Below are 22,111 nucleotides of genomic sequence, written 5' to 3' on the forward strand. Positions count from 1 at the left end.
TCATATCAATACCTCGACGATGAGAACACCAACAATGCCCGACTACCTACAAAATGCATTTCAAGCACAACAATTCAAAACATTGTCAGCTGCACAGGACAAGCTACAAACACACATGACAAACTTTGCTGCAACAATTAACGAAAACAGTTCTATCATTGACCAACAAAGGCTGACAAAAATGAAATACAATATTGCCCTATTAAATGATTACTTAACAGAAAAAACAAATACAGCTATTAACACTAATCATCATCTAAATGCATTATCAACTCGCACTTCTACAAGCAACAATTTACTTGATATCCTGTCAACAACATCCGCCTTATCTCAATACTTAACTGCTAAAAAGTAATGGGTAACAAAATTGAGGTTTTCTAAAAAAGAACCACAGTTAAATAGCCTCTCTTCACCTATAGATCCTCCCTCCTCTTAATTTGTAAGACATTCCTTTAATATAGTAATAATGATTCATTATTTATTTTTTCGAAACTTTTGCCCCTATTCCTCGTATACTAGTAAATAGTGTGTTTTTTCACAATGAATAGGAGATGATTGAATTGAAGAAGATTTTCAAAGTTTTAGGCGTAGGAACATTTGCACTAGTATTGGCAGCCTGTAATACGAGCGCTACACCAACAAAGGATACAACTAAAACAAGCTCACTTACTTTAGAGCAGGTGTACGACAAGGCAGTAGATCGTCAAACAGACATTAAAAGCATGAGCGCAAATATGGAAATGAATCAAGTAACAAAAATTGGTGCAGGCGAGGAATCAATGGAAGTAGCTATTGACTCGAAAATGGAAATGGATGTAATTACTGACCCTCTCGCTATGCACTTATCAGGCTCTATGACAATGCCGGATATGTTTGGAGAAGGCACTGAAAAATCAGAAATGCCTATTGAAATGTATATGAAACAAGATCAAGGCTTCTTTATGAAAGATACGGCATCTGACAATTGGTTTAAATTGCCCAACGAACAATTTGACGACATTTTAGAGCAAACAGCTTCATCCGCAGATGCAAAAGAACAATTACAACAACTTAAAAAATATATTGATGACTTCACATTTGAACAAAACGATGATGCTTATGTATTAACACTTGAAGCAAAAGGTGATCGTTTTAAAGATTTAATTGATTCACAAGTTAATGATTCTATGAAAGAACTTGGTCTTGAAGAAAATCCACTTGATAACTTAACAATTGATCAAGTAAACTACGTGCTATATATCGATAAAGAAACATTTGACACAACGAAAATGGATATGAACTTTGACTTTAAGATGAAAGTTGAAGGCGAAGAATTAGCCATGACAACAAAGTCAGTAGTTACTTATAGTGAATTCAATCACCTTAAAACAATTGATATTCCACAAAATATTATCGATAACGCAACTGAACCACAATAACCCAAAAATAGCCAGTTTCCATGATTTTGGAGACTGGCTTTTTTATCAAAAAAATTTTTTCTATAAGGAAACTAACTAACTGTCTGTAAGCTGTAAACCTTCGTCAGACGAGGATTTACAGCTTGTTTTTATAAATAATACCTATTAGCGAACAAGTAGCACATCACATTTCGCTAAGCGAACAATGCGCTCTGCTACTGAACCGATTACCATTTTTTCTATTTGATTTAACCCTGTAGCACCACATACAATTAATTCAACCTCAGGCAACTGCGTTAAAACGACTTTTGGTGAACCTGTCTCTACAGTCACTACTACATTCGTTACACCTTGTGCTTGCGCTTCATTTTTCATTTTCTCGATTTTGATAAGGTTTTCCTCTTTCAGTTTCTCTGCATACTTTAAGTCATATGCTGTGATAGCCCCAAATGATTTCGTATCAACAACATTGACCAATTGTAAAGTCGCTCCGCCCTCCTGTGCTATACTTACAGCGCGTTCATAAGCTTTTAGTGACTGTTCGGAAAAATCAATCGCTACTGCGATTTTTGTGTAGTTCTTCGTCATCATAATCCTCCTTGTAAATTACTTTAAAATTATCAATGGAATTCGATACAATTTGTCGTCACTTTCCTGTGGAAAACCCCGTCCATCTGTATTATTGCTAATAAAATAAAGGTACTTTCCATCAACTAGTATATCTCGAATTCTGCCTAGTCCACTAATTATTTTTCTTTGTTCACCTTTTTCTATATTAAATGCCAAAACTGCTGTTCCTTTTAATGCGGCAACATACAATTTACCGTCATAATAATCCATGCCTGAAGGTGCCCAAGTAGTGTTATTTCCGGATGTAAACAGTGGAGCTATCATCCCCTCTTGTTGCTCGGAACCTTCAATTATCGGCCAACCATAATTGTGCCCCGCTTTGATTCTGTTTATCTCATCATTTGCAGTATTGCCATGTTCACTAGCATATAATGTGCCGTCTGTCGACCATGCCATGCCTTGAGGATTACGATGCCCGTAACTATAAACATAAGAATTTGGAAATGGATTATCACTTGGTATCGATCCATCTAAATTCATTCTTAAAATTTTTCCTTCCAACGTATCTTGCGCCTGTGCTATTGATGGGGCTCGTGCATCCCCAACAGTTGCATATAGTTTACCATCTGGACTAATTTCAAGTCTTCCTCCATGATGGTAGGAACCACTTAAAATATGATCGACAAGCAATTGTTCTTCCTTCCAGATATCCCCTTCAAGTCTTAATATAATAATTCGGTTAAATTGTTTGGTGCCTTCTACATACGTATAATAGGCATATGCTCGATTCGATTGCAGAAAGTCTGGAGCAAGAACAAATCCTAATAAACCTGCCTCTGACGCTGTCGCAAGATTTTTTTCTAGCTTCACCCGTTGTCTTTGTCGTTCACCATTGACTATCTTCACTATATGCCCTGGTCTTTCTGATACATAAAATGTATTGTCTACTTTGTCAATTGACCAAGGTGTTGCTAGTTTCTGTGCAATGACTTCTAATCCCACATCAGCTACCTCGCCAGCCCCCTGATCTACGTTTTCGGGCTCCTTACTAATAGATTGTTGCTTAGTTGCCGTACACCCTGCTAATAAAAATATTGTAAGCATAATTAGAACTAAGGCTCTCTTCAACGACCATCACTCTTTCTATGTTATTTTTAGCATCAACATGTTTGCACGTGAAATTTTTAACATTGCACTCATTAATCTAAAATATATCTTACCTATAAATTCAAGGTACTTTACTTCCTAATTAAATTCCAATAAGCTGTAAATAATATTTAGTATCGTCCTACACTAAGTTTAAACTAAGACCCTAATGGAGTGATTAAAAATAGAAAAGCATTTTCAAAAAAAATCATCATATTTGATTTTTAAATGGGTTACCCATGCTTATTTTATCCATTGTCTTTATATAACTGTTACCGAAAGAAAATACGTTCTTCATAACAAGTAGTAAGCATTGGATTTGAGCTATATCGTATGCTAAAAATGAGCTTGTCATCATTAAAAAAATCATTGAAACTGGAGTACAGGGGGTCACTATTGGAAGAAGTAAAAGTTGTCTATGCATTCATTAATCGATAATGAAATTCTTATGGTATATAATCATGAAGGTCATTGGTCACTACCTGGTGGAAGAGTTGAAGTTAATGAAACGCTAACGGAAGCAGCAATTCGTGAAACATTTGAAGAAACTGGCTATAAAGTGACAATTGGAAACCTATTAGCAGTAAATGAAGCAAAGTTTACAAAGAGACATCACCATGCTATATTTTTTACATTTGAGGCCCAGATAGTAGCTGGTACAGAAGAAATAACATTGCCACATGAAATTTCTCAAATCGAATGGACAGCTATGGACACGGCCAATTATCGAATGCCTTACTATTCACAAGGACTTGACAAACTTTTAGAACGCCCTGCCTTTTACAGTAATGAAGGAACGATATAATGCTTCAGATTGCGTATAGTAGAGACATAAAATGAATAGGTAAAATTTTAACAAAGAATCGAGTTGCATACGATGAATTATGTAAAACAGATGCGGAATTTTATTGGTCATGAAACACTTTTTACAGTTGGCTGTGGAGTAATTATAGAGAGCAATAAAAAAATTTTACTACAACATCGTACAGACGAAGATAATTGGTGTGATGGAAATAGGAGAATCATTTGAACAAACAGCGACGAGAGAGGTATTCGAAGAAACTGGATTGGTGGTTCATAACTTACAGTTATATGGTATTTACTCAGGAAAAACTTGCTTTGTGGAATATCCCAACAAAGATAAAGTATTTAGTGTGCAAATTATTTTTAAAACCTCAGATTTTCAGGGCGATTTAAAACAAAAGAGCGAAGAAAGTAAAGCACATCGATTTTTTCAAAGGAAAGATTTACCTCCAAATTTAAATCCCCGCCAAAAAAAATTTATTGTAGATTGGGTTGAAAATAAGAAATTACCAATTATCGATTAATAAATGCACCTTTCATTAAATATCGACATCACTCTAGTAACTGCTCAAAAGCCACTACCATCAAAAAAAAAGAAGAAGACGTCACTCAGGCGCCTCTTCTATTATACTATCAAATTCTAAAATTTCGCCTTCAACTTTCGTTTTTTCAAGCACTTCTAAATACTCTTCTTTTCTGTCGATGAGTCGTTCATGTTGCAATTTTTGATACGAAAATAGAAAATCATTACTAACTGCTTTTCCCATAAACTCACCCCATATAATAGTATTAGTTATCCCTATTATAATATTGGTAATATTTTCTGACAATTATTTTTTAATTTTTGATTATATAGAACCAATTGTCAAGGAGGTCCAAAGACTCGCAATCATTAGAGTCATTTCGCTATTTATTTCATTATTTTTCAAACGGCAACTTGCAAAAAGCCACACTTCCATATAAGTGTGACCCTAAAAATGACAATCTTTTTATTTAATGAAAAAAGGGCAAAACTTTTTCTTCTACTACCTTTTCACCCGCATGGATCCACTTACTTTTATTATGGATTTGAGCATCTTTATCAAGAGGGGCTTGGAATTGACTAGCTCCCGTAGCATCTAGCAGTGAACCCTCATCATAATCTAATCCTACGTTCGTCACATGTTTAATGACAAAAGGGGTCTGAAAGCGAATCTGCGCATCATAAAAGTCCAACTCGCCCTCTGTTACGATAAAAGGTACCCGTAAATAGATTGTTTCGCCTGCCTCACGCCATAACACCGTATCGAAACTGCCCTTGTCATAATCCCAATTACCTCCGATTGTAAAACCATGCCTTTCAATATGATCGCGTAAATAACCAAATCCTATTTGTTTTCCTACAATATTTGATTCAAATTGTAACAATTGCCTATCCCTCCTTTTATTCGATATCAGTCTATCCTTAAAAAGGGAAATACAAACCATTACTTACGCTAAAGAACGCGTCTTTAGGGGTTAACATTAATAGAAAATATTTTAATTATGTACTTATTAATATCATACACTTACACTATAATTATTATAAATGTGTATAAAAAGGATAATTAATTCAAGGGAGTGTTTATGAAATGAAAAAGTTTTTTGTAAGTATGTTTATATTCTTAACTTTATCATTACTTCTTGTTGGATGTGGAAATAGAGATGTTCCTTATGACTATGAATATGATCGATAATAAAAGACGGGATTGTTAAACATTATGATGGAATACATACGCTGGAAAGTACGAAATTTCTACTAATAGACACTACATCCTCTTGTTAATGACCTCGAATTTGAATCGTATGTTTGAGGATTACGAACGTTGTAATCTAGTTATCCAAATCTTGAATGTTCTCCAAAGATTTCTGCAAACTTTGAAATTTGAATTAGACATGTTGAGTTTACTAAACTACATGAAAAGAAGAACGCAAGAGTGTTTATCTTTTGCGTTCTTTTACAATGCTAGTATTCAAATTGATTTTGACATTGTTATATTCGTAATTTCGTAACCCATTTTTTCATATAATCCCCGTGCGATTTTGTTATGGCCAAAAACGTGTAGACCGATTTTCTTCATACCCATTCCTTTAGCGATTATTTCTAGTTCCTTCATTGCTGCCTTACCATATCCTTGTCCTTGATATTGTTCATATATGATGAAATCATAAATAAATCCTTCGTCAAGATGTGTAGGCGATTTTTGTGAAATCCAAATCATTCCTACCAACATATCGTTGTGAAAGATAGAAAATAAAGTATTTAAGTCCGTTTTTTCGTCTTGAGGTAACAATCGAGTAAATGAATCCCTAGACAGGTCAATTGCTTCATCTATATGCCAATTTCCAGCAGCGACCTTATCTTTCGCGTAGTCTTTAATTGCAAAGCTAATGTACTGTTGAAACTCCTTATGGTTCATGGGCTTTAATGTAATCATTTATATTTCCCTCTATTCCTTTTGTAATTTACAAGGCTTTATAATTATCGGTATCTATTATTGTATGAATAACCTATCGTCACCTTGTCATTCTAATGATGATTTACGTTGAAAATAATTGTATTAATCTCGTTGTTTCGTGTTCCCACGTAATAGTTAATGACAAATAAAAGTCACGCGCTCTGCACACGGCTCAATTGTGATTATTTAACTTTGATTTTTTCGATCTCCGCAACATACATTGATGCTTCACTTATTTTTACATATTGATATTTCGATTCCTTACAATAACCAGTTTCAAATACGCTTTTAGCTTTGATTTTTTTGCAAATACTTTTTCTTAACTCCGTTGTTCCCATTCTTGACGTCTGCGCCGCCTTTAATAATGGACAATAAAAAATTTTTAGACATACAACTACATCTCCCCTCAGCATTCTTACGCATGTTTTTTAAAGAAAGTTTCAAAAAAATTATCCTCAATAAATCTTACCGCATATCCCCCCTCAATTTATGATTCTAACTGATGAAGTTACAAAAAAATCCATAACAGCACTCTCAAACTATAAAACCTCCTATTTATTCCCATTTAATATTATTATTACTATATATAAAATACATGAAAATATTGTGCCCAGTGTGGTATGGTAAATTATCTATAACTAATAATAGAAGGTGAAGACCATGTTAGAAGTAAGTGATAGTAAATTAGCAAAATATGTTGTCCATCAAGTAAGTGATACGCTTATTTTAGGTGAAGAGACTTTCTCTCAGCCCGAAATCATGCTAGAGGCCGCCTTTACACAATTAGCATTTAACAAACTTGATATGGAGCAACAATATGAATTTTTTCACGAAACAGATATAGGGTTAAATGAAGTGTATACATATGTAATGTCTATTTTCGATCAAGAGAATAGTTTTCTTGAACAATCGAAAAATATCGCCACACACTTACATAGTGCCTCTGGGCATCCTCAAATTAAAAGTGGAGAATTATTTATTGGCCTATTCGAAAATTGTTTTATGTCTACAGATGTAACTAAGGTCATTGCTATTGTAAAAATTGATGAAAAAGAAATATTTTTAGATGTGAAAAACGAGCAAAATAAAATGATTGTCAATGGTATTGACGGTATTAATGTTAAAAGAATTAATAATATGGCCGTCATCGTGGATATGGGGTCTGACAAAGCACCCGCTGTCTTTATGAAAACAAAAAAGAAAGAAGATGTTGTCTACTGGCAAGAGCGCTTTTTAAAGATTAAGGTAGCGGATGAACATTATCATAAAACGAATTTAGCGTTAACAGAGTGTAAAAAATATATTTTAAAAGAAGAGAGCTTTACCAATACCGAGAAATTAGGATTTTTAAATAAAACCCTCGATTATTTTAGAAGTGAAGAAGAATTCCAAGTGAATGATTATATTGAAACGGTCTTTGAAAAAGCAGAGCCTGTACAAAAAGATATCATTGTCAATACGGTAAAACCCTATGAAACAGTTATTTCTGAGAGCGCGATTGCAAAAGCAGAAAAAAGCTATAAGCGTAAAATTAAACTCGATTCTACTATAGAAATACAAGTGAACGTTCGTGATATCGAACAAGTACATGAATTGATTGAAGTCGGCTATGATGAAACAACCAATCGAAAGTTTTATAAAATCTATTTTCAAGAAGAAGTTTGATACATGCACTCAAAAAGAGATAGAGCCCCACAATTCTTAGATAAATTTTGGGGATTGCATAGTAAAAGCTAGTGAAAATGTTCTAACACGTAGCAGCTGTCTTTCCATTACAAAACGATCTACTATGCGAATTGGCATTAAAACCAAAACCTTAAAGGATTGGCTGTGTACAAAGAAATAGTGAGCAACTACATCCTTACAGACGTATTGCAAAGTTTCTTTTCAAAAAATAGAGCCCAATGTTCAAATTAATGTTATTCTTAGAAAGAAAATTTTTTTAATGAGTAGGAGAACAATATGATTGAAGTAAAAACATCTCCATTAAGTGATGGAGAATTCAATAGAGGGGTATTTGCTACATGTGATATTAAAAAAGGAGCGCTTTTACATGAAGCACCTGTTATTTCTTATCCAAATGACCAACACCAATACATTGAGCAAACACTTCTCGCTGATTACGCATTTGAATATGGAATAAACCATTCTGCTATCCTTCTAGGGTACGGAATGTTGTTTAATCATTCTTATGAACCTAATGCAACGTATGAAATTAATTTTAAAAATCACACCTTTGACTTCTATGCTTATACAGATATCAAAGCAGGAGATGAAATTTTAATTAATTATAATGGTGACGTTGATGACAAAGAAGAATTGTGGTTTAATCAGGACTAAAAGGATATTATCGTGAATCTTTAGCGGTTTATCTGCCAAAATGTAGGATTGAAAAACAATTTATAACCATCTATCAAAGAGCAACTGATAGATGGTTATCGTGTTTCTAAAAACTTTATTTTCCCTACAAAATTTAGAGCCGGACTACATTGGCCCCCTTCCCAGCTAAAAATTGTATGATCACGATGGTTTCCTCTATTGTTACTTTAACCATATTCTTGCTAATCTTTTGGTGTATACGGGAGGATTGAAGTTTAAGTAGCCTTGCCGTCATCCTGCGCTGGTTGCGAAGTAAATGAGGGGTCGTAAGGTTTTTGCATGGCGCATGAATTACTTAGCAATATGGGCCTCACGAAAGATTTCGATTCAGTACTAGACAAATACGATTTTTAGTTATATAATAAATTTAATAACATCGTTTGCAAAGAATCAATGAATTCACATATTACAAAGAGTAATCATGTTTTGTTCGATACTTTTTGTAATATGTGAATTTTTTTCTTTTGAAGTTTATGATATTATTTAATACAATTAATGGAGGTCATTCAAATGACACAACAAGGTACAGTAAAATGGTTTAACGCAGAAAAAGGTTTTGGATTCATCGAAGTAGAAGGCGGAAACGACGTATTCGCTCACTTCTCAGCTATCCAAGGTGACGGTTTCAAATCACTTGACGAAGGTCAAAAAGTTGAATTCTCAGTAGAAGACGGCCAACGTGGACCACAAGCTACAAACATCGTAAAACTTTAATTTCTAATTATCACCATACAAAAAAGGCATCCTTTCATTAGGATACCTCAGACTGTAGACAGACTCAGTAAAAATTGAGTTTGCCTACAGTTTTTTCTTTTACAATAAATTTAGATGAAACCGTTGATTTCTAAAACAGCGGACACTTTCCACAGGCAGGAGCAAGCTTTAGACCAGGTTCTCGACTTTCCCGCTTTTTTCGTAAGAGTCACCGCCCTTCGTTCCAATCAACTTTTACATAGGAGTCGATTCTACAAGTAAATAGCTTCAATTATACTTTTTTAATGTGAAAATAGATATCGATTTAATTTGCAAGCCCTTGATTATATTCAATCCACTTTTCCATTTCTCGCTCTACCGCTCGATTTTGCCATTCAAACCAAATCCCAGAACATTCACTACAATGACTGTCTACACCACTTTTTTTATGCTTGTCTTTACATGTAAATAAAGTTTTTTTACGACAGCTGTAGCAGTAAATTTCTTTATCCTTATAAAATTCCATCACTACCACCCCTTCATTTTACACCTATTCATTGCCGAATTTTATACAAAATATTCTAAATGATTAAGGATTTCATGAAGGATGATAAATCGTTTAACGCATTCTCAAAAAAACGCTTCAATCCCTTAATCATAAAGGATTAAAGCGCTTTTTAGTTGATTCATACTTATTCTATCTCATTTCAATTTTCCCCTTATCTTTTATCACTTTAATAAGCGTTACTTATAGTATTATTAAGCGTGTATATCATCTTCTCGATATTGTCTTACATATAACCTTTCAGTTTGCAAGATAACCATTTCATTATATATAAAATTTAATTTCCTATTTAAGCAAAACTGCTCCATAATACCTCCTACTAGTTTTCATGTGGATAAAAGCACGAAACACTAAAAGATTAAATCACTCAAACGAGTTTATTAAAATACACTTTTGTCTAGGCTAACAGTATAAAAAAATTCACACCTCGGTTTAACGGAGATAAAATGAGAAATAAAATTGCATTTCTAATAATGATAATTTTTACTATATTTTTAACGGGTTGCTGGGATACTACTGAACCCCAAAGAATGTATTATATTAATGCAGTAGGTGTCGACTTTAACGATAATCAGTATGAGGTGTATTTGCAAATTATTAACTTTGCCGATTTAGCAAAATCTGAACAACCAAATCCAGACATTGTACCTACTGAGGTTGGGTATGCAAAAGGGAAAACAATTGAAGAAGCTATTTTTAAATTATATCGTTCTATTGACCAAAAAATCTTCTGGGGCCATATGAGATATCTTATATTTTCAGTACGAGCAATGGAAAATGAACGAAGTATTCCTGTCATAGATACATTCATACGGTTTAGAGATACAAGATATCAAATTTGGATCTATTCTACGGAGAATTCAATTAATGACGTTCTTCTAGCCACACCCATTTTGAAGAATTCTCTTGCATCTTCAAAATTAAGTAACCCTATAAATCCTACAAAACAAGAGTCGTTTATTGAACCAATAAATTTAAGAGATATCGCCATTGGATTAAATGAACCAAGTCATGAAATCAGTATTCCTTTTGTAGATTTCAATAAAGAATGGGAGACTGCTGAAGGACAAACAGAGGCGACAACCTTTGCAGGTATAAGTATACTCTCCAAAGACGGTTTTAAAGGAATTATTAAAGGTTCCGCAGCACGTGGAAATCAATGGATGCACAATTATACTAATCAAGCAGAAGTCACATTTAAATTAGATACAAATGAAAGAGATTACATCACTGTAACTCTCGATAAATTAAAAGTAAAAGTAAAACCCATTGTAACAGGACAACAAATTCGATTTGAAGCAGAGATAAAGCTCCGTGCTAAAGTCAATGGTTTTAAAGGGGCAGTCACGACAAAAGAGCTAAGAGATAAAATTGTTACAGAAGTAAAAAAAGAAATAAAAGAAACTTACGAGGAAGGACTAAAATTAGATGTAGATATTTATCGTTTATCTGAACATCTTTATCGAAGCAACGTTAAGGCATGGAAAAAATACGAAGCTAACGGGAAAATTCCATTAACAAAAGACTCACTAAGCAAAATAGATATCCATGTGGATAAAATATATTTAGGTAACAAAACATTTGAAGAGACAATTGAAGAATAAAAAATACCAGGTATTCTCTGTAAAAAGAGAGCCTGGTTATCTATTTTGTGACTAAAACCGCCTCCTCTGTACATCGGATGTGAACCTATCCTTCCCTTTGACGTCTTAAAATAAGTTTATGCCTGCCTCCTCTAAGTGCATTCCCCCTCCAATCACCTGATTCAATTAAATATTTTGTGATTTATTTTAAATACATATAGCATGGCATAATATGGGCGTCTATAATAATCGTATTTGGAGGGTAACGAATCCCTGGTGGTATATATGTGTAGAAGGCTTCTCGAAGGGCTAGAAAATCTCATACTTTGATGAGATTCCAGAAGAATTTACATTAGGTATTAGGCGAAAAGCTTCATCGAGAAGAGGTTTTTCATAGTAAAAAATATATATTGGAGGATAAATATGAAAACAATAGCAGTTATTGGTTCTTTATTTTTTTGGGATAATATAAAAGAGTATTTTAAAGAGTTTCCTAAGGTGCAATTTATCCATTTCCCTTACACTGTACCTGAAGAAAGCGTTGGTTTAATAGATGAAGCAGCTTCCAAATCGGATATTTTATTATTTGCAGGCTCCATCCCTTATTATTATTGTTATAAAAAAATACAAGTTCAAAAAATACAAGCAACTTATATTCCTGTCGATGAATTATCATTATCGCTTTCATTATTGTCCATTATACACAGCCAAAAAATTGAACTTGCCAACATATCAATTGACTTACCAAACAAGGATAGCTTTTATCAAGTAATAACGGAAGCGGGCTTACAGGCTGACCACTTTTTTTTAAAGGATTACGCCTGGGTGTATGAGCAACAACGAGAAATGAAAGAGTTTCAAATTGAAGAATATATTCACTTCCATAAAAATTTATACGCAGCAGGTAAAACGAAGCATGTACTGACTTGTTTACATGCTGTATTTGTTGCGTTAAATCAATTAGGTATCCCTTCCACCTATATGGTTGATAGCAAACATACTTTTGTATCAACCATATCTAAAGCGATTGATGCTTACAAATATTCTTTATTGTCGTCATCACAAATTGCTGTTGTATCCATTGCTAGTCAAGAAAAATCACTGGTAAATAACCTTTTATTCTTAGAAAGTATAGAAAAAATATGCAAAATCTTTAATGCACGAGTTTCACAATCACAAAGTGAGCCTTTTGTTATTTATGCCACACGAGGAGCTATTCGAAAATCAAATATTGCTTATTTCCAATCTTTAATTGGTCAACTAGAAAAACAGTTCGAGACATTTTTTAATATTGGAATAGGAATTGGTTATTCACTCCATGAAGCTGAGATTCATTCATCGCAGGCTTTATTTTTCACGAACAAATTCAAAAACCAAACATCCGTTCTATGTTTAGTTGATGAAGACAGTCGATTGCTTGGATCACTCTTTGAGAATGAGCGCAAAATTTCGTTATTGAATAACGATAAACAAGTTTTAGCATTAGCTGAAGAAATAAAAATGAGTGCGAAAAATTTAAAATTAATGAAACAGTTTATTGGCATGAATAATAATCGTCCATTTTCAGCAGCTGAATTAGCAGAATATATGAACCTTTCCCGTAGGTCTGCTGAACGAATTATTAGTCGATTAATTGATAATAACTATTTGCTATTCATTGGTGAGGAACATCCATACAATCAGGGCCGCCCTAGAAAGGTTTATAAAGCAACGACACATTTAATTTCTAAAATAATAGAAAATTAACACTTTACATTAAATTTAATCTATTGTATATTTATTTTCAATTAACGACATATAACGACAATTTGGGGTTACGAAGGGAGACATATAGAAGCATTAAGGTAACTACCACAGTACAATATGTCAGATGGAGCAATATCTGAAGTCTTATATATAGGGGTGTATATATGGAGAATGAACAAGGTAAGAAAAAGAAGAGTTGGCTTAAGGTGCCTCATACTTATACAATCATTTTTGCTATTATCTTTCTTGCAGGGATTTTAAGCTATATTATTCCTGCAGGTGAGTTTGACCGTGTTGAGGATAAAGAAGGTCGAATGCTTGTTGTAGATGGCAGTTATCATCATATCGAAAGTAATCCTGTATCATTTTTTGAGATGTTTACAGCAATTCCGATGGGCCTTGAAAAAGGGGCACAAATCATTTTTTACATATTTTTAGTAAGTGGTGTATTTGGTATTATTCGTTCTACGGGAGCTATTGAAGCTGGCGTTTATAAAGGCGTAAAAGCTTTAGAAGGTAGAGAAAAATTACTAATTCCATTATCTATGATTCTATTCTCTGTTGGTGGTTTCACCATGGGGATGGCAGAGGAAACGATAATCTTTGTACCGATTGGTGTAGCCATTGCACGCGCAATGGGCTTCGATGCCGTAACAGGGACTGCTATGATTACACTCGGTGCTGCCAGCGGTTTTTTTGGTGGTATGTTAAATCCATTTACAGTAGGTGTAGCGCAATCTTTAGCTGATGTACCTTTATTTTCAGGGATTGGCTTCCGGGCTGTCGTTTACATTTTTGTGCTAGGATTTTCTATTTTCTACGTGTCACGTTATGCCTTTAAAGTGAAAAAGAATCCACAAGCGAGTGTCATTTATGAGATTGAACAAAAGGCAAAGGCTAATCATTCTATTATCGATATACCTTCATTAACGTGGAAACATAAATTCGTGTTTCTTGTGATGGCATGTGGGATTGGTTTTAATATTTATGGTGTGTTCAACTGGGGTTGGTTTTTAACACAATTAACAGCATCCTTTTTAATTATGGGGTTAATTGCTGGTCTAATCGGGGGTTTAAAACCTGGTACTATTTTCGACTCCTTTATCGAAGGGGCAAAGGCTGTGACATTTGGTGCTTTAATTGTCGGCTTCGCACGCGCCATTACTGTTGTGCTAGAGCAAGGGAAAATTATTGATACGATTGTTTATGCAGCGTCCGAAACGATTGGTCATTTACCTCATGCAATCAGTGCAATCGGGATGTTATTTATTCAAGCGATATTGAATTTATTTATTTCATCTGGAAGTGGTCAAGCAGCAGCAACTATGCCAATCATGATCCCTATTACAGATCTACTAGGTTTAGAGCGTCAAATTGCTGTATTAGCATTCCAATATGGGGACTCTTTAACAAACTCTATTATTCCTACTTCGTCTGCGCTCATGGCATATTTAGCAGTAGCAGGTATTCCTTATGAAAAATGGATTAAATTTATTTGGAAGATGATTCTTGGATGGGCAGTCATCGCATGTATTGCATTAATTGTAGCCGTAGCTCTAGGAATCTCTTAGTAGCAATTTACGTCAAAAAGCTGTCAGAAAAGTAGCATTTACATTGTTCTGACCCAAAAAAGATAGACAATTTTTTTAAGCAGCTTCTCAGATCTAAGTCTGGTATTGTACTGGACTTAGATCTTTTAATTTTGCCTTCGCAGCTTTTTTAATTCACGTTATTTAAATAAAGGGGTTTGATTTCGAACGGACAACTAGCATTTTTTTGAGACATTTCCTACGCTTTTCCAACTTGTTTTTTTAAAAAGGGGCCTTAATTCTCTCGATACCAATTTTTTCTAAGCACTTTACAGTTGGTTCAAAGTCTACCTGAACCTCGATACGTCATAGGAAGACATACTAAAACGACGATATACCAATAGTCTGCACTTAAAATATTTACCCTATTTTTTTATTCACGGAGTGGTCTACATTCTACCGTTTGAGAATGTTTACCTATCTTCCAAATAGCAGCCTATTTTTAAATTTTGTTAAAAACCATGAACTTTCTTAGATGGTAAATCGTCTAATTATTGGTAACACCTAATTTTAAAGATAAAAGGAGAAATAAATATGAAAAAAACTTGGATGATTGCTTCAGCACTTACTATAGGAATGGCTGTTTTAACGCCACTTCAAGCAGGAGCTGCATCAGCAGAAAAAACAATTGAAGCATCCGTTCAAAAGGAACAACAAATTAAAGGAACTGTTAAAAGCATCTACATGAACGGAATAAACCTTAAAGGACAAGATGGTAAAAAATATTTCATCAGTTTCAATAAATTTTCTACAGAACAACTAGAAAAAATGAACTTAGTTGAAGGACAGGAAATTTCTGTTGAAGGTAGTGTTGTAGAAAATTATAATGACTTCAATACGTTTGAAGTTTATAAAAAAGACCTACCTAAAGAGGTAACAAAAGAAGATTTAGTAAAATTAGAAAAAATGTTTAATGAAATGAAGAAGCTAGAAAAGGAAATAAATGAAGACAATGATTATTCAGTTGAAGAGATAGAAAAGAAATTTGAGGAAATGGATAAGATTTATGACGAAATGTATAAAATTAAAAAGCCATATGTATTAGCTAATAAATCATTTGATGAATATATAGAAGAATATGGATTTAATGAAAGTAACATAATTATTAAAGAAAACGATAAAAAACAACTTAAAGCTATTTATGAAGAATGGGTAAAGCTTGAAAAAAATGGGGATGAAGAAAAGGCTAACGAAAAATATGACGAGTTTGATAAAATCCTTCAACCATATTTAGATGAGCTATATCCACCACAAACTTTTGAAGAAACTTTAGATGGCTTAGAATCAGAAATCCCTGCTGAAACTTTAGCAAAACTAAAAATAATCTTTGAGGATGCTCGAAAAGCAGATAAAGATGAAAATGAAGAGTTGTCTAATCAGCTATGGAATGAATTTTATGAAATCCTTGATCAGTACTATGTGCCTGCCACATTTGAAGAATACATGGCTGACTTTGAATTCGAAGTGAGTGAAGCAGATAGCAAGCAATTAAAACAGCTTTATGAAGAAGCCAGAGCTCTTAATAAAAATGAGGAGCTTGAAAAAGCAGCAGAAGCATGGGATGCCTTTAACAAAATTCTAGACCCATATATTACAGCAAATAAAGAAATTCTCATCTTTGCTTCTAAACTAACGATAAACGGTCAAGAATATCTTCCACAACATTAACCAGTAAAGAATTCGGGGTTGTTCCAAAAGTCATTGAAAATGATTTTTGGATATAACCCCTTTTCTCTTACCTCCATGTATTCAATGCGTCATCTTCAATTGCCCTCTCTATCATGCCAGCCAATTTCTAACGATGGACCTATTACGGGCGACTAATACGCTTATTACCCCAATTATAAAATGATACCAGACACTCTCTATTCCCTGTTTCATCTATAGATGCTGAATTAATAGACTGTTTACTTAAACGCTCAATAGCCTTACTATATGCCACTAGGTAAACTCCAGTAGCCAAATTCAGACGATGCCTTACGTAACAAGTAAAATCCGGTTATTCTCATCTAGTATATTGCTGCAACTCCAACTTTAATTGTTTCAAAAATAGAGCTTAAGTTTAAAATAAAACGCTAATTATTTTGATATGTTTTAATTGCAGGAGGCACATAAGCCAAACATTTTTCTAATAGTAGTATTACGTCGCTATCTACTAACAGTGCATTTCGATACTGTGTTTGTAAAAATTGTTCGTCTTGCATATGGTCAAATAATGCAATAAGTAAATCATAATAATGATTAATGTTTAAAATTCCACAAGGTTTTTGAATCAAACCAATTTGATTCCACGTAAACACTTCAAAAAATTCTTCTAAAGTACCCGGGCCACCGGGTAAAGCTATAAAACCATCAGCTAGCTCCATCATTTTACTTTTTCGTTCGTGCATGGAATTTACAATAATCAGCTCTGTTAAATGTTTATGGGAGATTTCACGGTCTTCAAGTAATGTTGGTATCACACCAATGACTTTGCCCCCCTCTCGAAGGACAGTGTCTGCTACCGTTCCCATTACACCGACACTAGCTCCACCGTAAATTAATGTAATATTTCGTTTAGCTAATTCTTTCCCTAAAAGTATAGCTCCTTCTCGGTAAACTTCAGAAGCTCCTATGCTAGACCCGCAAAAAACTGCAATGCTTTTCATGTAACTTTCCTCCATATTAGGCTATATTCTTTTATAGTATAATTTAATGTATACAAGATAGGAAGTAGGCATGCATTCATGGAATTAAATGAATTTCAACTGTCGATAAAAGAGTACTATGAAACACGTGGCTGCTCAGATTTAAATATTTATACACGGATTGGCTTTTAGCAGAAGAAACTGGAGGAGTAGCACACGTGATTCATGCACTTGAAATTGGAAGCTACAGTTACTCCAGATACAGCTAAAGTAATTTGGACAAGTAGTGATGATTCGATGCCACTGTAAATCCAAATGGTAATGTAACTGCTATTCGCGAAGGTGAGGCAATTATTACTGCAAAGATTGAAAACACCGATATTGTAGCCACTAGTACAGTCATTGTTAAGAGACTAATCAATGAACAATCAAGTGCTGTCCTAAGTATCACTTTAGTAAATGGGTTAACAAAAGAGTATGATCTATCAAATAAAGTTTTAAACGATTACTTGACTTGGTTTGAAAGTACTCACGGTACTTCAACATTCAAATTTTCAAAAACTATCTCCCCTTATAAAAAGGTAACTGAATACATCGTACATGATAAGATTGCTTCGTTTGAAATAAGAGAATATTAACCATAAAAAGACCAGGTACTCACATATTTATATGAGCGCCCGGTCACTTTTGTTAAAATTTTTGGATAAATAAACTTCCATCGGATTCTTCAGCATAAAACACTTCTTCCACACCTTTTATATTTGCCTTTCTTAACTCTTTATTTAACCAATCTCTACTTTTACCAACTTCCAATAAATTTTTAGGTAATAATTTCCCATCAGTAATAATTTCTATGGGTAAGTAAGCTGGAGGTGACGGATATATGTTTAAATCTCTTTTTTGTGTTCCTTGATATTCAGGCTTTTTGAGAATGCTAAGTCTACCATTCGGTTCTAGAATAGCGTAATCTATTTCTGTTATTGAAAATGTTTGATATTGCCTAATCATCATCGTTAAGTCATCAATATTAACACCTGTTCTTTTTAATGCTTTTCTGTCTATCTCTCCATGCTTTATAATAATTGTAGGTTGACCATCAAGGATGACTCTAATTTTCCCAGACTTAAGACTTATATAACCAAGAATTGTAGTTAGTAAACACCAGATTATCAAGCTGAGTAAATCTTTTGTGTAATCATTTGTACTAAGAACAACCATATTTGCAGCCATCGAACCTATTGTAATTCCTGTTACATAGTTAAAAAAGGTTAGATGACTTAATTGTTTTTTCCCTAAAAAGCGTGTAAGAGTTAGAAGGACAAAAAAAGTTAGAACTGTTTCAATGGCTATCCGCAAGTAACTTATATCGTTCATCTTTTCACTCCTGTCTCTACAATAGAATAGTCAAGTTTTAAATAAATTAGACTACAAAGCCCAGGCTCAAAATTAATGGAGTCCTGGGCAAATTTTAAATACAAATGACGCTCTATTCTAAAGACTTTCCACGGACTAAGGCACACGCACTCGAGTATCTTACTTTACAAAATTATTTCGATTTTTTATGTATCAGAACGTCTAGGACACTCTAACATCGATATTACAACATTCTACGTATGCACACGTCTTAAATGAGTTACGGGAACGTGACTCCCAGCAAACTAGTAACATCTTTGAACAACTTCTTGTTGTATAGAAACATCGTTTTATAAAGAATTTACAGAAGGCTTCTACATATTTGAATGTAAAGCATCTCTGGGGCTCCCATTGAAGTAATTCGTAGTTTATTGGGTCATGAAAAAGTGAAACTACTTGGATTTATGCACAACTAAGCGGAAAACTTAGTAATACATAAACCCCAATAACTTGCTGTTTGATTTTTAGCTACAAAACATTCGCCCCTATTGACATATCCCTAATAATCTCTCTTGAAGGGTCAGCCAATAGCAAAAATTTGACTTCTTTGATTATATATCATTGAATTAAGGGTACTTTTTCACTTCAACTTGAATGTAAGGAATCGTAACTTCTTTCTTTTTTGGGAGAGTAACTGATCCCCACAAACACTAGAAATACTCCGAGAATCTGGTAGACATCAGGACGGTAGTTCAAAATAGTTGCATCCAGTAAGATTGCAACAACCGGATCAACAAAGACTAAAATTGCAATTGTTTGTGCCTTTAACTCACGTAAACTACTGAAAAATAAATAAAACACAAATCCCGTGTGAATAAATCCTGTAACAAGGATATAGAACCAGTTTTCAACGGTAAGATGAATGAAGTTTGACCAATCCACTAATGGCATCAATAATAAAATACCCAAACTTGTTTGAATAACGGTTGTTAACAAAGGACTAAGCATTTTTATTCCCTTCCCCGTAATAGAAGTTAGAGCGTAGAAGAATGCTGCTGCAAACGCCCATAAAACACCGGTGGATAAAAATCCAACCATAGTTGTATGTTGATGAATTCCCCCAACTAACAATGTCCCTAAAAAGCAAACAAAGAAAAAGACCAATCCTATTTTTGTTATTTTTTCTTTGAAAATAACAGAGCCTAAGAGAAGTACAATAACAGGCGCTAAATGATAAATGGATACCGCCACAGTAATAGGCATTACTTCTAAAGAACGGAAAAAAAACACCCAATTTACGATAAGGAATACACCGCATAATAAGGCAAGTAAATACTCCCTATGAGGGATAGCAATTTCCCTCTGTTGTTTTGTTTTTAATGTACTAATCCCCCATATTGTTCCCAAAAGAATACTTGCACAGAGGCAACGCACAAAAACTAGTTCAATCGAGCGCAGACCTGTTTTTTCTGAAAATAGACCGACTGAACCGAATATAGCCATGGAGATGGCAAACTTTATTTTGGCATACATTTAACACCCTCCTAAGTCGTTATTGTTATAACTACTATTAATTTGGTGGTAAAAAAACAGCTTTATGCTAAGCTGTTTTTTCCTGTCATTACATGAATTAAATCTTCTCGAGCTTTCCATAGCTCATCTAGCTTTTCAGGACCGAATGCATTTGTGATTTCTTCTACCATAATGTCGTGCCTAATATATTCAGTAGCAATAAGGACAAGTGCAGGATCTGTTGACTTCACAGCCCACTCTGAACCTCTGTCGCTAAACTTAGCAATTAGAGCTTCTTCTTCATCTCGAATGAGAATAGTCAAATATCCGCCCATGCGTTTACTCACAATGTCTGGGGCCATGTAGTTATGATGATAGGTATGTCCCAACGTCTCACTTTCAGCTCCAAATAAAACTGTAAAAATTGGTATCGAGCCTTCTTTCTCTCGAACAGCTTTTTCAATATCTTTCACCACAGGAGCCCAAATTGATAGCCAAATCTCTTTTTCTGCGGATCGAATCATCGAAAGCATTTCTTGAACAATATGGTCGTACTGGACAATTCTCGTCACGACGTCCACTTTTTGATCACTTTCTAAAACTGTAAGAGATGACTCTAACAATTCAAATGATGTATTCATCTCTTCTTTAAGACGAGAAAGCAGTAGTTTTGGCTCTACAGCTTTATAGACAATGGGGTCAGAGGGAACCGTTTGAATAGCCCCTTTATCAAGTAATTTCCCTAATACTTCATAAATCATTGACCGTGGAACCCCAGAACGCTTACTTAATTCATAGCCAGTAATTGCAGGGGATTTCAATAAACCTATATAGGCCTTACACTCGTATTTTGAAAATCCATGCTTTTGCAATTCGATTATCGCTTTGTCTTCCATAAACCCACCTTCTTAGTAGTTAATATACTAACTACTGTAAATCATTCATACCAAGAAGTCTATAATTTTAGAACTATTTAAAATCTTCTTCAACAAACCTGCCCCTTTAGTTCCATAAGAAAAGGCCGCCTCAGCAACCTTCTAAGCCTAAATTTTCATTGGTTTATGCTTTTTCTACTATTATGTGATTCTTCCAAAATATTTAGAAATAGAAACCTAAACAAAAGTAAATCAAACAGTAATGAGTATAATATGTGGAATACTACATAAACGAAATTTGCACTTAAGAAGCCATAAAAGAAAAAGCCCAACCATTTGAGCCTTAGAATAAAGATTGATCAAATTAATACTAATAGTCTTGATAAAGAAGCAAAAAAAAAGAGCGTGTTTTGAAAAAAGATTAATCAAAACACGCTCTTGAATCATTCTTTTAGATTCATCTGGACTGAATGCCCCGGTTGAACCGTTTACAACACCAGCCTGTTGTATACTCATAATAGCTTCATAGTATGGATGACTCGTTGATACATCACTAAATGATACGTCCTTTCGTTTCAGTGTTAGCTCAAAAGTCCGTGCGATCATGACTGCCATATGCTGACGTTTAATTGGTTCATTCGGTCGTAACGTGTAGTCTGGATAGCCTGTGATAATACCACGAGCTACGATGTCTTCAATCATGTCCTTAGCCCAGTTTTCGTGGAGATATCATTGAATGTAATATTAGGCTTTGAATCTACAGGTTTTTCTGGTTGCTCTGGCCCTTCAGGTATT

22 protein-coding genes and 1 pseudogene are annotated in these 22,111 nt (G+C 34.2%); 12 read left to right on the plus strand and 11 right to left on the minus strand.

Translation table 11 applies throughout. The features are described 5' to 3' along the window. Nucleotides 1-34 precede the first annotated feature (34 nt). Nucleotides 35-355 carry a hypothetical protein gene (locus tag C9J31_RS16740; protein WP_107950634.1) on the plus strand — a complete coding sequence of 107 codons (321 nt, stop codon included), beginning with the start codon at nucleotides 35-37 and terminating at the stop codon, nucleotides 353-355. A gap of 205 nt (nucleotides 356-560) precedes the next feature. Continuing rightward, nucleotides 561-1,418 carry a DUF6612 family protein gene (locus C9J31_RS16745; RefSeq protein WP_107923506.1) on the plus strand — a complete coding sequence of 286 codons (858 nt, stop codon included), beginning with the start codon at nucleotides 561-563 and terminating at the stop codon, nucleotides 1,416-1,418. Nucleotides 1,419-1,562: 144 nt separating this feature from the next. Here the strand turns inward: C9J31_RS16745 and C9J31_RS16750 are convergent, their stop codons facing one another. Beyond that, nucleotides 1,563-1,985 carry a universal stress protein gene (locus C9J31_RS16750; protein ID WP_107950635.1) on the minus strand — a complete coding sequence of 141 codons (423 nt, stop codon included), beginning with the start codon at nucleotides 1,983-1,985 and terminating at the stop codon, nucleotides 1,563-1,565. Nucleotides 1,986-2,003: 18 nt separating this feature from the next. Continuing rightward, nucleotides 2,004-3,095, minus strand: coding sequence for a PQQ-dependent sugar dehydrogenase (locus C9J31_RS16755; RefSeq protein ID WP_193767122.1), 1,092 nt, complete (start codon nucleotides 3,093-3,095; stop codon nucleotides 2,004-2,006). Between the two features lie 436 nt (nucleotides 3,096-3,531). Here C9J31_RS16755 and C9J31_RS16760 point away from each other — a divergent pair, with 436 nt between their 5' ends. Together C9J31_RS16760 and C9J31_RS16765 are read left to right on the plus strand one after the other, a co-directional pair. Next, the gene (locus tag C9J31_RS16760) at nucleotides 3,532-3,918 is read left to right on the plus strand and encodes an NUDIX hydrolase (RefSeq protein WP_238602163.1); all 387 of its coding nucleotides are present in this window, start codon (nucleotides 3,532-3,534) and stop codon (nucleotides 3,916-3,918) included. A gap of 202 nt (nucleotides 3,919-4,120) precedes the next feature. Continuing rightward, nucleotides 4,121-4,441 carry an NUDIX domain-containing protein gene (locus C9J31_RS16765; RefSeq protein WP_338016381.1) on the plus strand — a complete coding sequence of 107 codons (321 nt, stop codon included), beginning with the start codon at nucleotides 4,121-4,123 and terminating at the stop codon, nucleotides 4,439-4,441. Nucleotides 4,442-4,522: 81 nt separating this feature from the next. Here C9J31_RS16765 and C9J31_RS16770 read toward each other — a convergent pair whose 3' ends face one another. The 3 genes from C9J31_RS16770 to C9J31_RS16780 form a co-directional block, all read right to left on the minus strand. Continuing rightward, the gene (locus C9J31_RS16770; protein ID WP_167395919.1) at nucleotides 4,523-4,684 is read right to left on the minus strand and encodes a hypothetical protein; all 162 of its coding nucleotides are present in this window, start codon (nucleotides 4,682-4,684) and stop codon (nucleotides 4,523-4,525) included. A gap of 226 nt (nucleotides 4,685-4,910) precedes the next feature. Further along, nucleotides 4,911-5,324, minus strand: coding sequence for a YugN family protein (locus C9J31_RS16775; protein ID WP_107923503.1), 414 nt, complete (start codon nucleotides 5,322-5,324; stop codon nucleotides 4,911-4,913). A gap of 584 nt (nucleotides 5,325-5,908) precedes the next feature. Continuing rightward, nucleotides 5,909-6,373, minus strand: coding sequence for a GNAT family N-acetyltransferase (locus tag C9J31_RS16780; RefSeq protein WP_107950636.1), 465 nt, complete (start codon nucleotides 6,371-6,373; stop codon nucleotides 5,909-5,911). 681 nt (nucleotides 6,374-7,054) lie between these two features. Here C9J31_RS16780 and C9J31_RS16785 point away from each other — a divergent pair. The 3 genes from C9J31_RS16785 to C9J31_RS16795 all read left to right on the plus strand — a co-directional run bounded on the left by C9J31_RS16785 (nucleotide 7,055) and on the right by C9J31_RS16795 (nucleotide 9,487). Then, complete coding sequence (locus C9J31_RS16785) at nucleotides 7,055-8,059, plus strand: nucleoid-associated protein (RefSeq protein ID WP_107950637.1); 1,005 nt, start codon at nucleotides 7,055-7,057, stop codon at nucleotides 8,057-8,059. Nucleotides 8,060-8,356: 297 nt separating this feature from the next. After that, nucleotides 8,357-8,734, plus strand: coding sequence for an SET domain-containing protein (locus tag C9J31_RS16790; RefSeq protein ID WP_107923501.1), 378 nt, complete (start codon nucleotides 8,357-8,359; stop codon nucleotides 8,732-8,734). Nucleotides 8,735-9,283: 549 nt separating this feature from the next. After that, a complete protein-coding gene (locus C9J31_RS16795; RefSeq protein WP_053582012.1) occupies nucleotides 9,284-9,487 on the plus strand; it encodes a cold-shock protein in 204 nt (67 codons plus the stop codon). Between the two features lie 304 nt (nucleotides 9,488-9,791). Here C9J31_RS16795 and C9J31_RS16800 read toward each other — a convergent pair whose 3' ends face one another. Next, nucleotides 9,792-9,992, minus strand: coding sequence for a hypothetical protein (locus tag C9J31_RS16800; protein WP_107923500.1), 201 nt, complete (start codon nucleotides 9,990-9,992; stop codon nucleotides 9,792-9,794). A gap of 485 nt (nucleotides 9,993-10,477) precedes the next feature. On the opposite strand from C9J31_RS16800, the gene C9J31_RS16805 reads away from it, so the two are divergent. The 4 genes from C9J31_RS16805 (at nucleotide 10,478) to C9J31_RS16820 (ending at nucleotide 16,617) form a co-directional block, all read left to right on the plus strand. Next, nucleotides 10,478-11,635 carry a Ger(x)C family spore germination protein gene (locus tag C9J31_RS16805; RefSeq protein ID WP_107950638.1) on the plus strand — a complete coding sequence of 386 codons (1,158 nt, stop codon included), beginning with the start codon at nucleotides 10,478-10,480 and terminating at the stop codon, nucleotides 11,633-11,635. A 402-nt stretch (nucleotides 11,636-12,037) separates the two neighbouring features. Continuing rightward, nucleotides 12,038-13,360 (plus strand): MarR family transcriptional regulator, encoded by a 1,323-nt coding sequence (locus tag C9J31_RS16810; protein ID WP_107950639.1) that lies wholly within the window; start codon nucleotides 12,038-12,040, stop codon nucleotides 13,358-13,360. A 164-nt stretch (nucleotides 13,361-13,524) separates the two neighbouring features. Next, nucleotides 13,525-14,931, plus strand: a complete 1,407-nt coding sequence (locus tag C9J31_RS16815) for a YfcC family protein (protein ID WP_107950640.1) — start codon at nucleotides 13,525-13,527, stop codon at nucleotides 14,929-14,931. A gap of 552 nt (nucleotides 14,932-15,483) precedes the next feature. Further along, the gene (locus C9J31_RS16820) at nucleotides 15,484-16,617 is read left to right on the plus strand and encodes a hypothetical protein (protein WP_107950641.1); all 1,134 of its coding nucleotides are present in this window, start codon (nucleotides 15,484-15,486) and stop codon (nucleotides 16,615-16,617) included. A 407-nt stretch (nucleotides 16,618-17,024) separates the two neighbouring features. Here C9J31_RS16820 and C9J31_RS16825 read toward each other — a convergent pair whose 3' ends face one another. Together C9J31_RS16825 and C9J31_RS16830 are read right to left on the minus strand one after the other, a co-directional pair. Beyond that, nucleotides 17,025-17,597, minus strand: a complete 573-nt coding sequence (locus C9J31_RS16825; protein WP_107950642.1) for an LOG family protein — start codon at nucleotides 17,595-17,597, stop codon at nucleotides 17,025-17,027. 669 nt (nucleotides 17,598-18,266) lie between these two features. Next, on the minus strand, nucleotides 18,267-18,950 hold the full coding sequence (locus tag C9J31_RS16830) for a DUF421 domain-containing protein (protein ID WP_107950643.1): 684 nt from the start codon (nucleotides 18,948-18,950) through the stop codon (nucleotides 18,267-18,269). 123 nt (nucleotides 18,951-19,073) lie between these two features. Between C9J31_RS16830 and C9J31_RS24400 the strand changes: the two are divergent. Further along, nucleotides 19,074-19,269, plus strand: a pseudogene (locus tag C9J31_RS24400) (tyrosine-type recombinase/integrase); the annotation flags it as partial. A 305-nt stretch (nucleotides 19,270-19,574) separates the two neighbouring features. On the opposite strand, the gene C9J31_RS16840 reads toward C9J31_RS24400, so the two are convergent. The 3 genes from C9J31_RS16840 to C9J31_RS16850 form a co-directional block, all read right to left on the minus strand. Beyond that, nucleotides 19,575-20,462 carry a DMT family transporter gene (locus C9J31_RS16840; protein WP_107950644.1) on the minus strand — a complete coding sequence of 296 codons (888 nt, stop codon included), beginning with the start codon at nucleotides 20,460-20,462 and terminating at the stop codon, nucleotides 19,575-19,577. Between the two features lie 62 nt (nucleotides 20,463-20,524). After that, nucleotides 20,525-21,337, minus strand: a complete 813-nt coding sequence (locus C9J31_RS16845) for a TrmB family transcriptional regulator (protein WP_107923495.1) — start codon at nucleotides 21,335-21,337, stop codon at nucleotides 20,525-20,527. 231 nt (nucleotides 21,338-21,568) lie between these two features. Then, nucleotides 21,569-22,018, minus strand: coding sequence for an S-layer homology domain-containing protein (locus C9J31_RS16850; protein ID WP_107950645.1), 450 nt, complete (start codon nucleotides 22,016-22,018; stop codon nucleotides 21,569-21,571). Nucleotides 22,019-22,111: the final 93 nt, after the last annotated feature.

Origin of the sequence: Lysinibacillus parviboronicapiens (assembly GCF_003049605.2) — a bacterium.
GTDB lineage: Bacteria > Bacillota > Bacilli > Bacillales_A > Planococcaceae > Lysinibacillus > Lysinibacillus parviboronicapiens.

Coding starts and splice junctions, on each gene's coding strand:
- C9J31_RS16795 (WP_053582012.1), top strand. CDS start 9,284: ATGACACAACAAGGTACAGTAAAATGGTTTAACGCAGAAAAAGGTTTT.
- C9J31_RS16825 (WP_107950642.1), bottom strand. CDS start 17,597: ATGAAAAGCATTGCAGTTTTTTGCGGGTCTAGCATAGGAGCTTCTGAA.
- C9J31_RS16850 (WP_107950645.1), bottom strand. CDS start 22,018: ATGATTGAAGACATCGTAGCTCGTGGTATTATCACAGGCTATCCAGAC.
- C9J31_RS16765 (WP_338016381.1), top strand. CDS start 4,121: ATGGAAATAGGAGAATCATTTGAACAAACAGCGACGAGAGAGGTATTC.
- C9J31_RS16840 (WP_107950644.1), bottom strand. CDS start 20,462: ATGTATGCCAAAATAAAGTTTGCCATCTCCATGGCTATATTCGGTTCA.
- C9J31_RS16740 (WP_107950634.1), top strand. CDS start 35: ATGCCCGACTACCTACAAAATGCATTTCAAGCACAACAATTCAAAACA.
- C9J31_RS16750 (WP_107950635.1), bottom strand. CDS start 1,985: ATGACGAAGAACTACACAAAAATCGCAGTAGCGATTGATTTTTCCGAA.
- C9J31_RS16845 (WP_107923495.1), bottom strand. CDS start 21,337: ATGGAAGACAAAGCGATAATCGAATTGCAAAAGCATGGATTTTCAAAA.
- C9J31_RS16800 (WP_107923500.1), bottom strand. CDS start 9,992: ATGGAATTTTATAAGGATAAAGAAATTTACTGCTACAGCTGTCGTAAA.
- C9J31_RS16810 (WP_107950639.1), top strand. CDS start 12,038: ATGAAAACAATAGCAGTTATTGGTTCTTTATTTTTTTGGGATAATATA.
- C9J31_RS16830 (WP_107950643.1), bottom strand. CDS start 18,950: ATGAACGATATAAGTTACTTGCGGATAGCCATTGAAACAGTTCTAACT.
- C9J31_RS16760 (WP_238602163.1), top strand. CDS start 3,532: ATGCATTCATTAATCGATAATGAAATTCTTATGGTATATAATCATGAA.
- C9J31_RS16805 (WP_107950638.1), top strand. CDS start 10,478: ATGAGAAATAAAATTGCATTTCTAATAATGATAATTTTTACTATATTT.
- C9J31_RS16780 (WP_107950636.1), bottom strand. CDS start 6,373: ATGATTACATTAAAGCCCATGAACCATAAGGAGTTTCAACAGTACATT.
- C9J31_RS16820 (WP_107950641.1), top strand. CDS start 15,484: ATGAAAAAAACTTGGATGATTGCTTCAGCACTTACTATAGGAATGGCT.
- C9J31_RS16815 (WP_107950640.1), top strand. CDS start 13,525: ATGGAGAATGAACAAGGTAAGAAAAAGAAGAGTTGGCTTAAGGTGCCT.
- C9J31_RS16790 (WP_107923501.1), top strand. CDS start 8,357: ATGATTGAAGTAAAAACATCTCCATTAAGTGATGGAGAATTCAATAGA.
- C9J31_RS16770 (WP_167395919.1), bottom strand. CDS start 4,684: ATGGGAAAAGCAGTTAGTAATGATTTTCTATTTTCGTATCAAAAATTG.
- C9J31_RS16785 (WP_107950637.1), top strand. CDS start 7,055: ATGTTAGAAGTAAGTGATAGTAAATTAGCAAAATATGTTGTCCATCAA.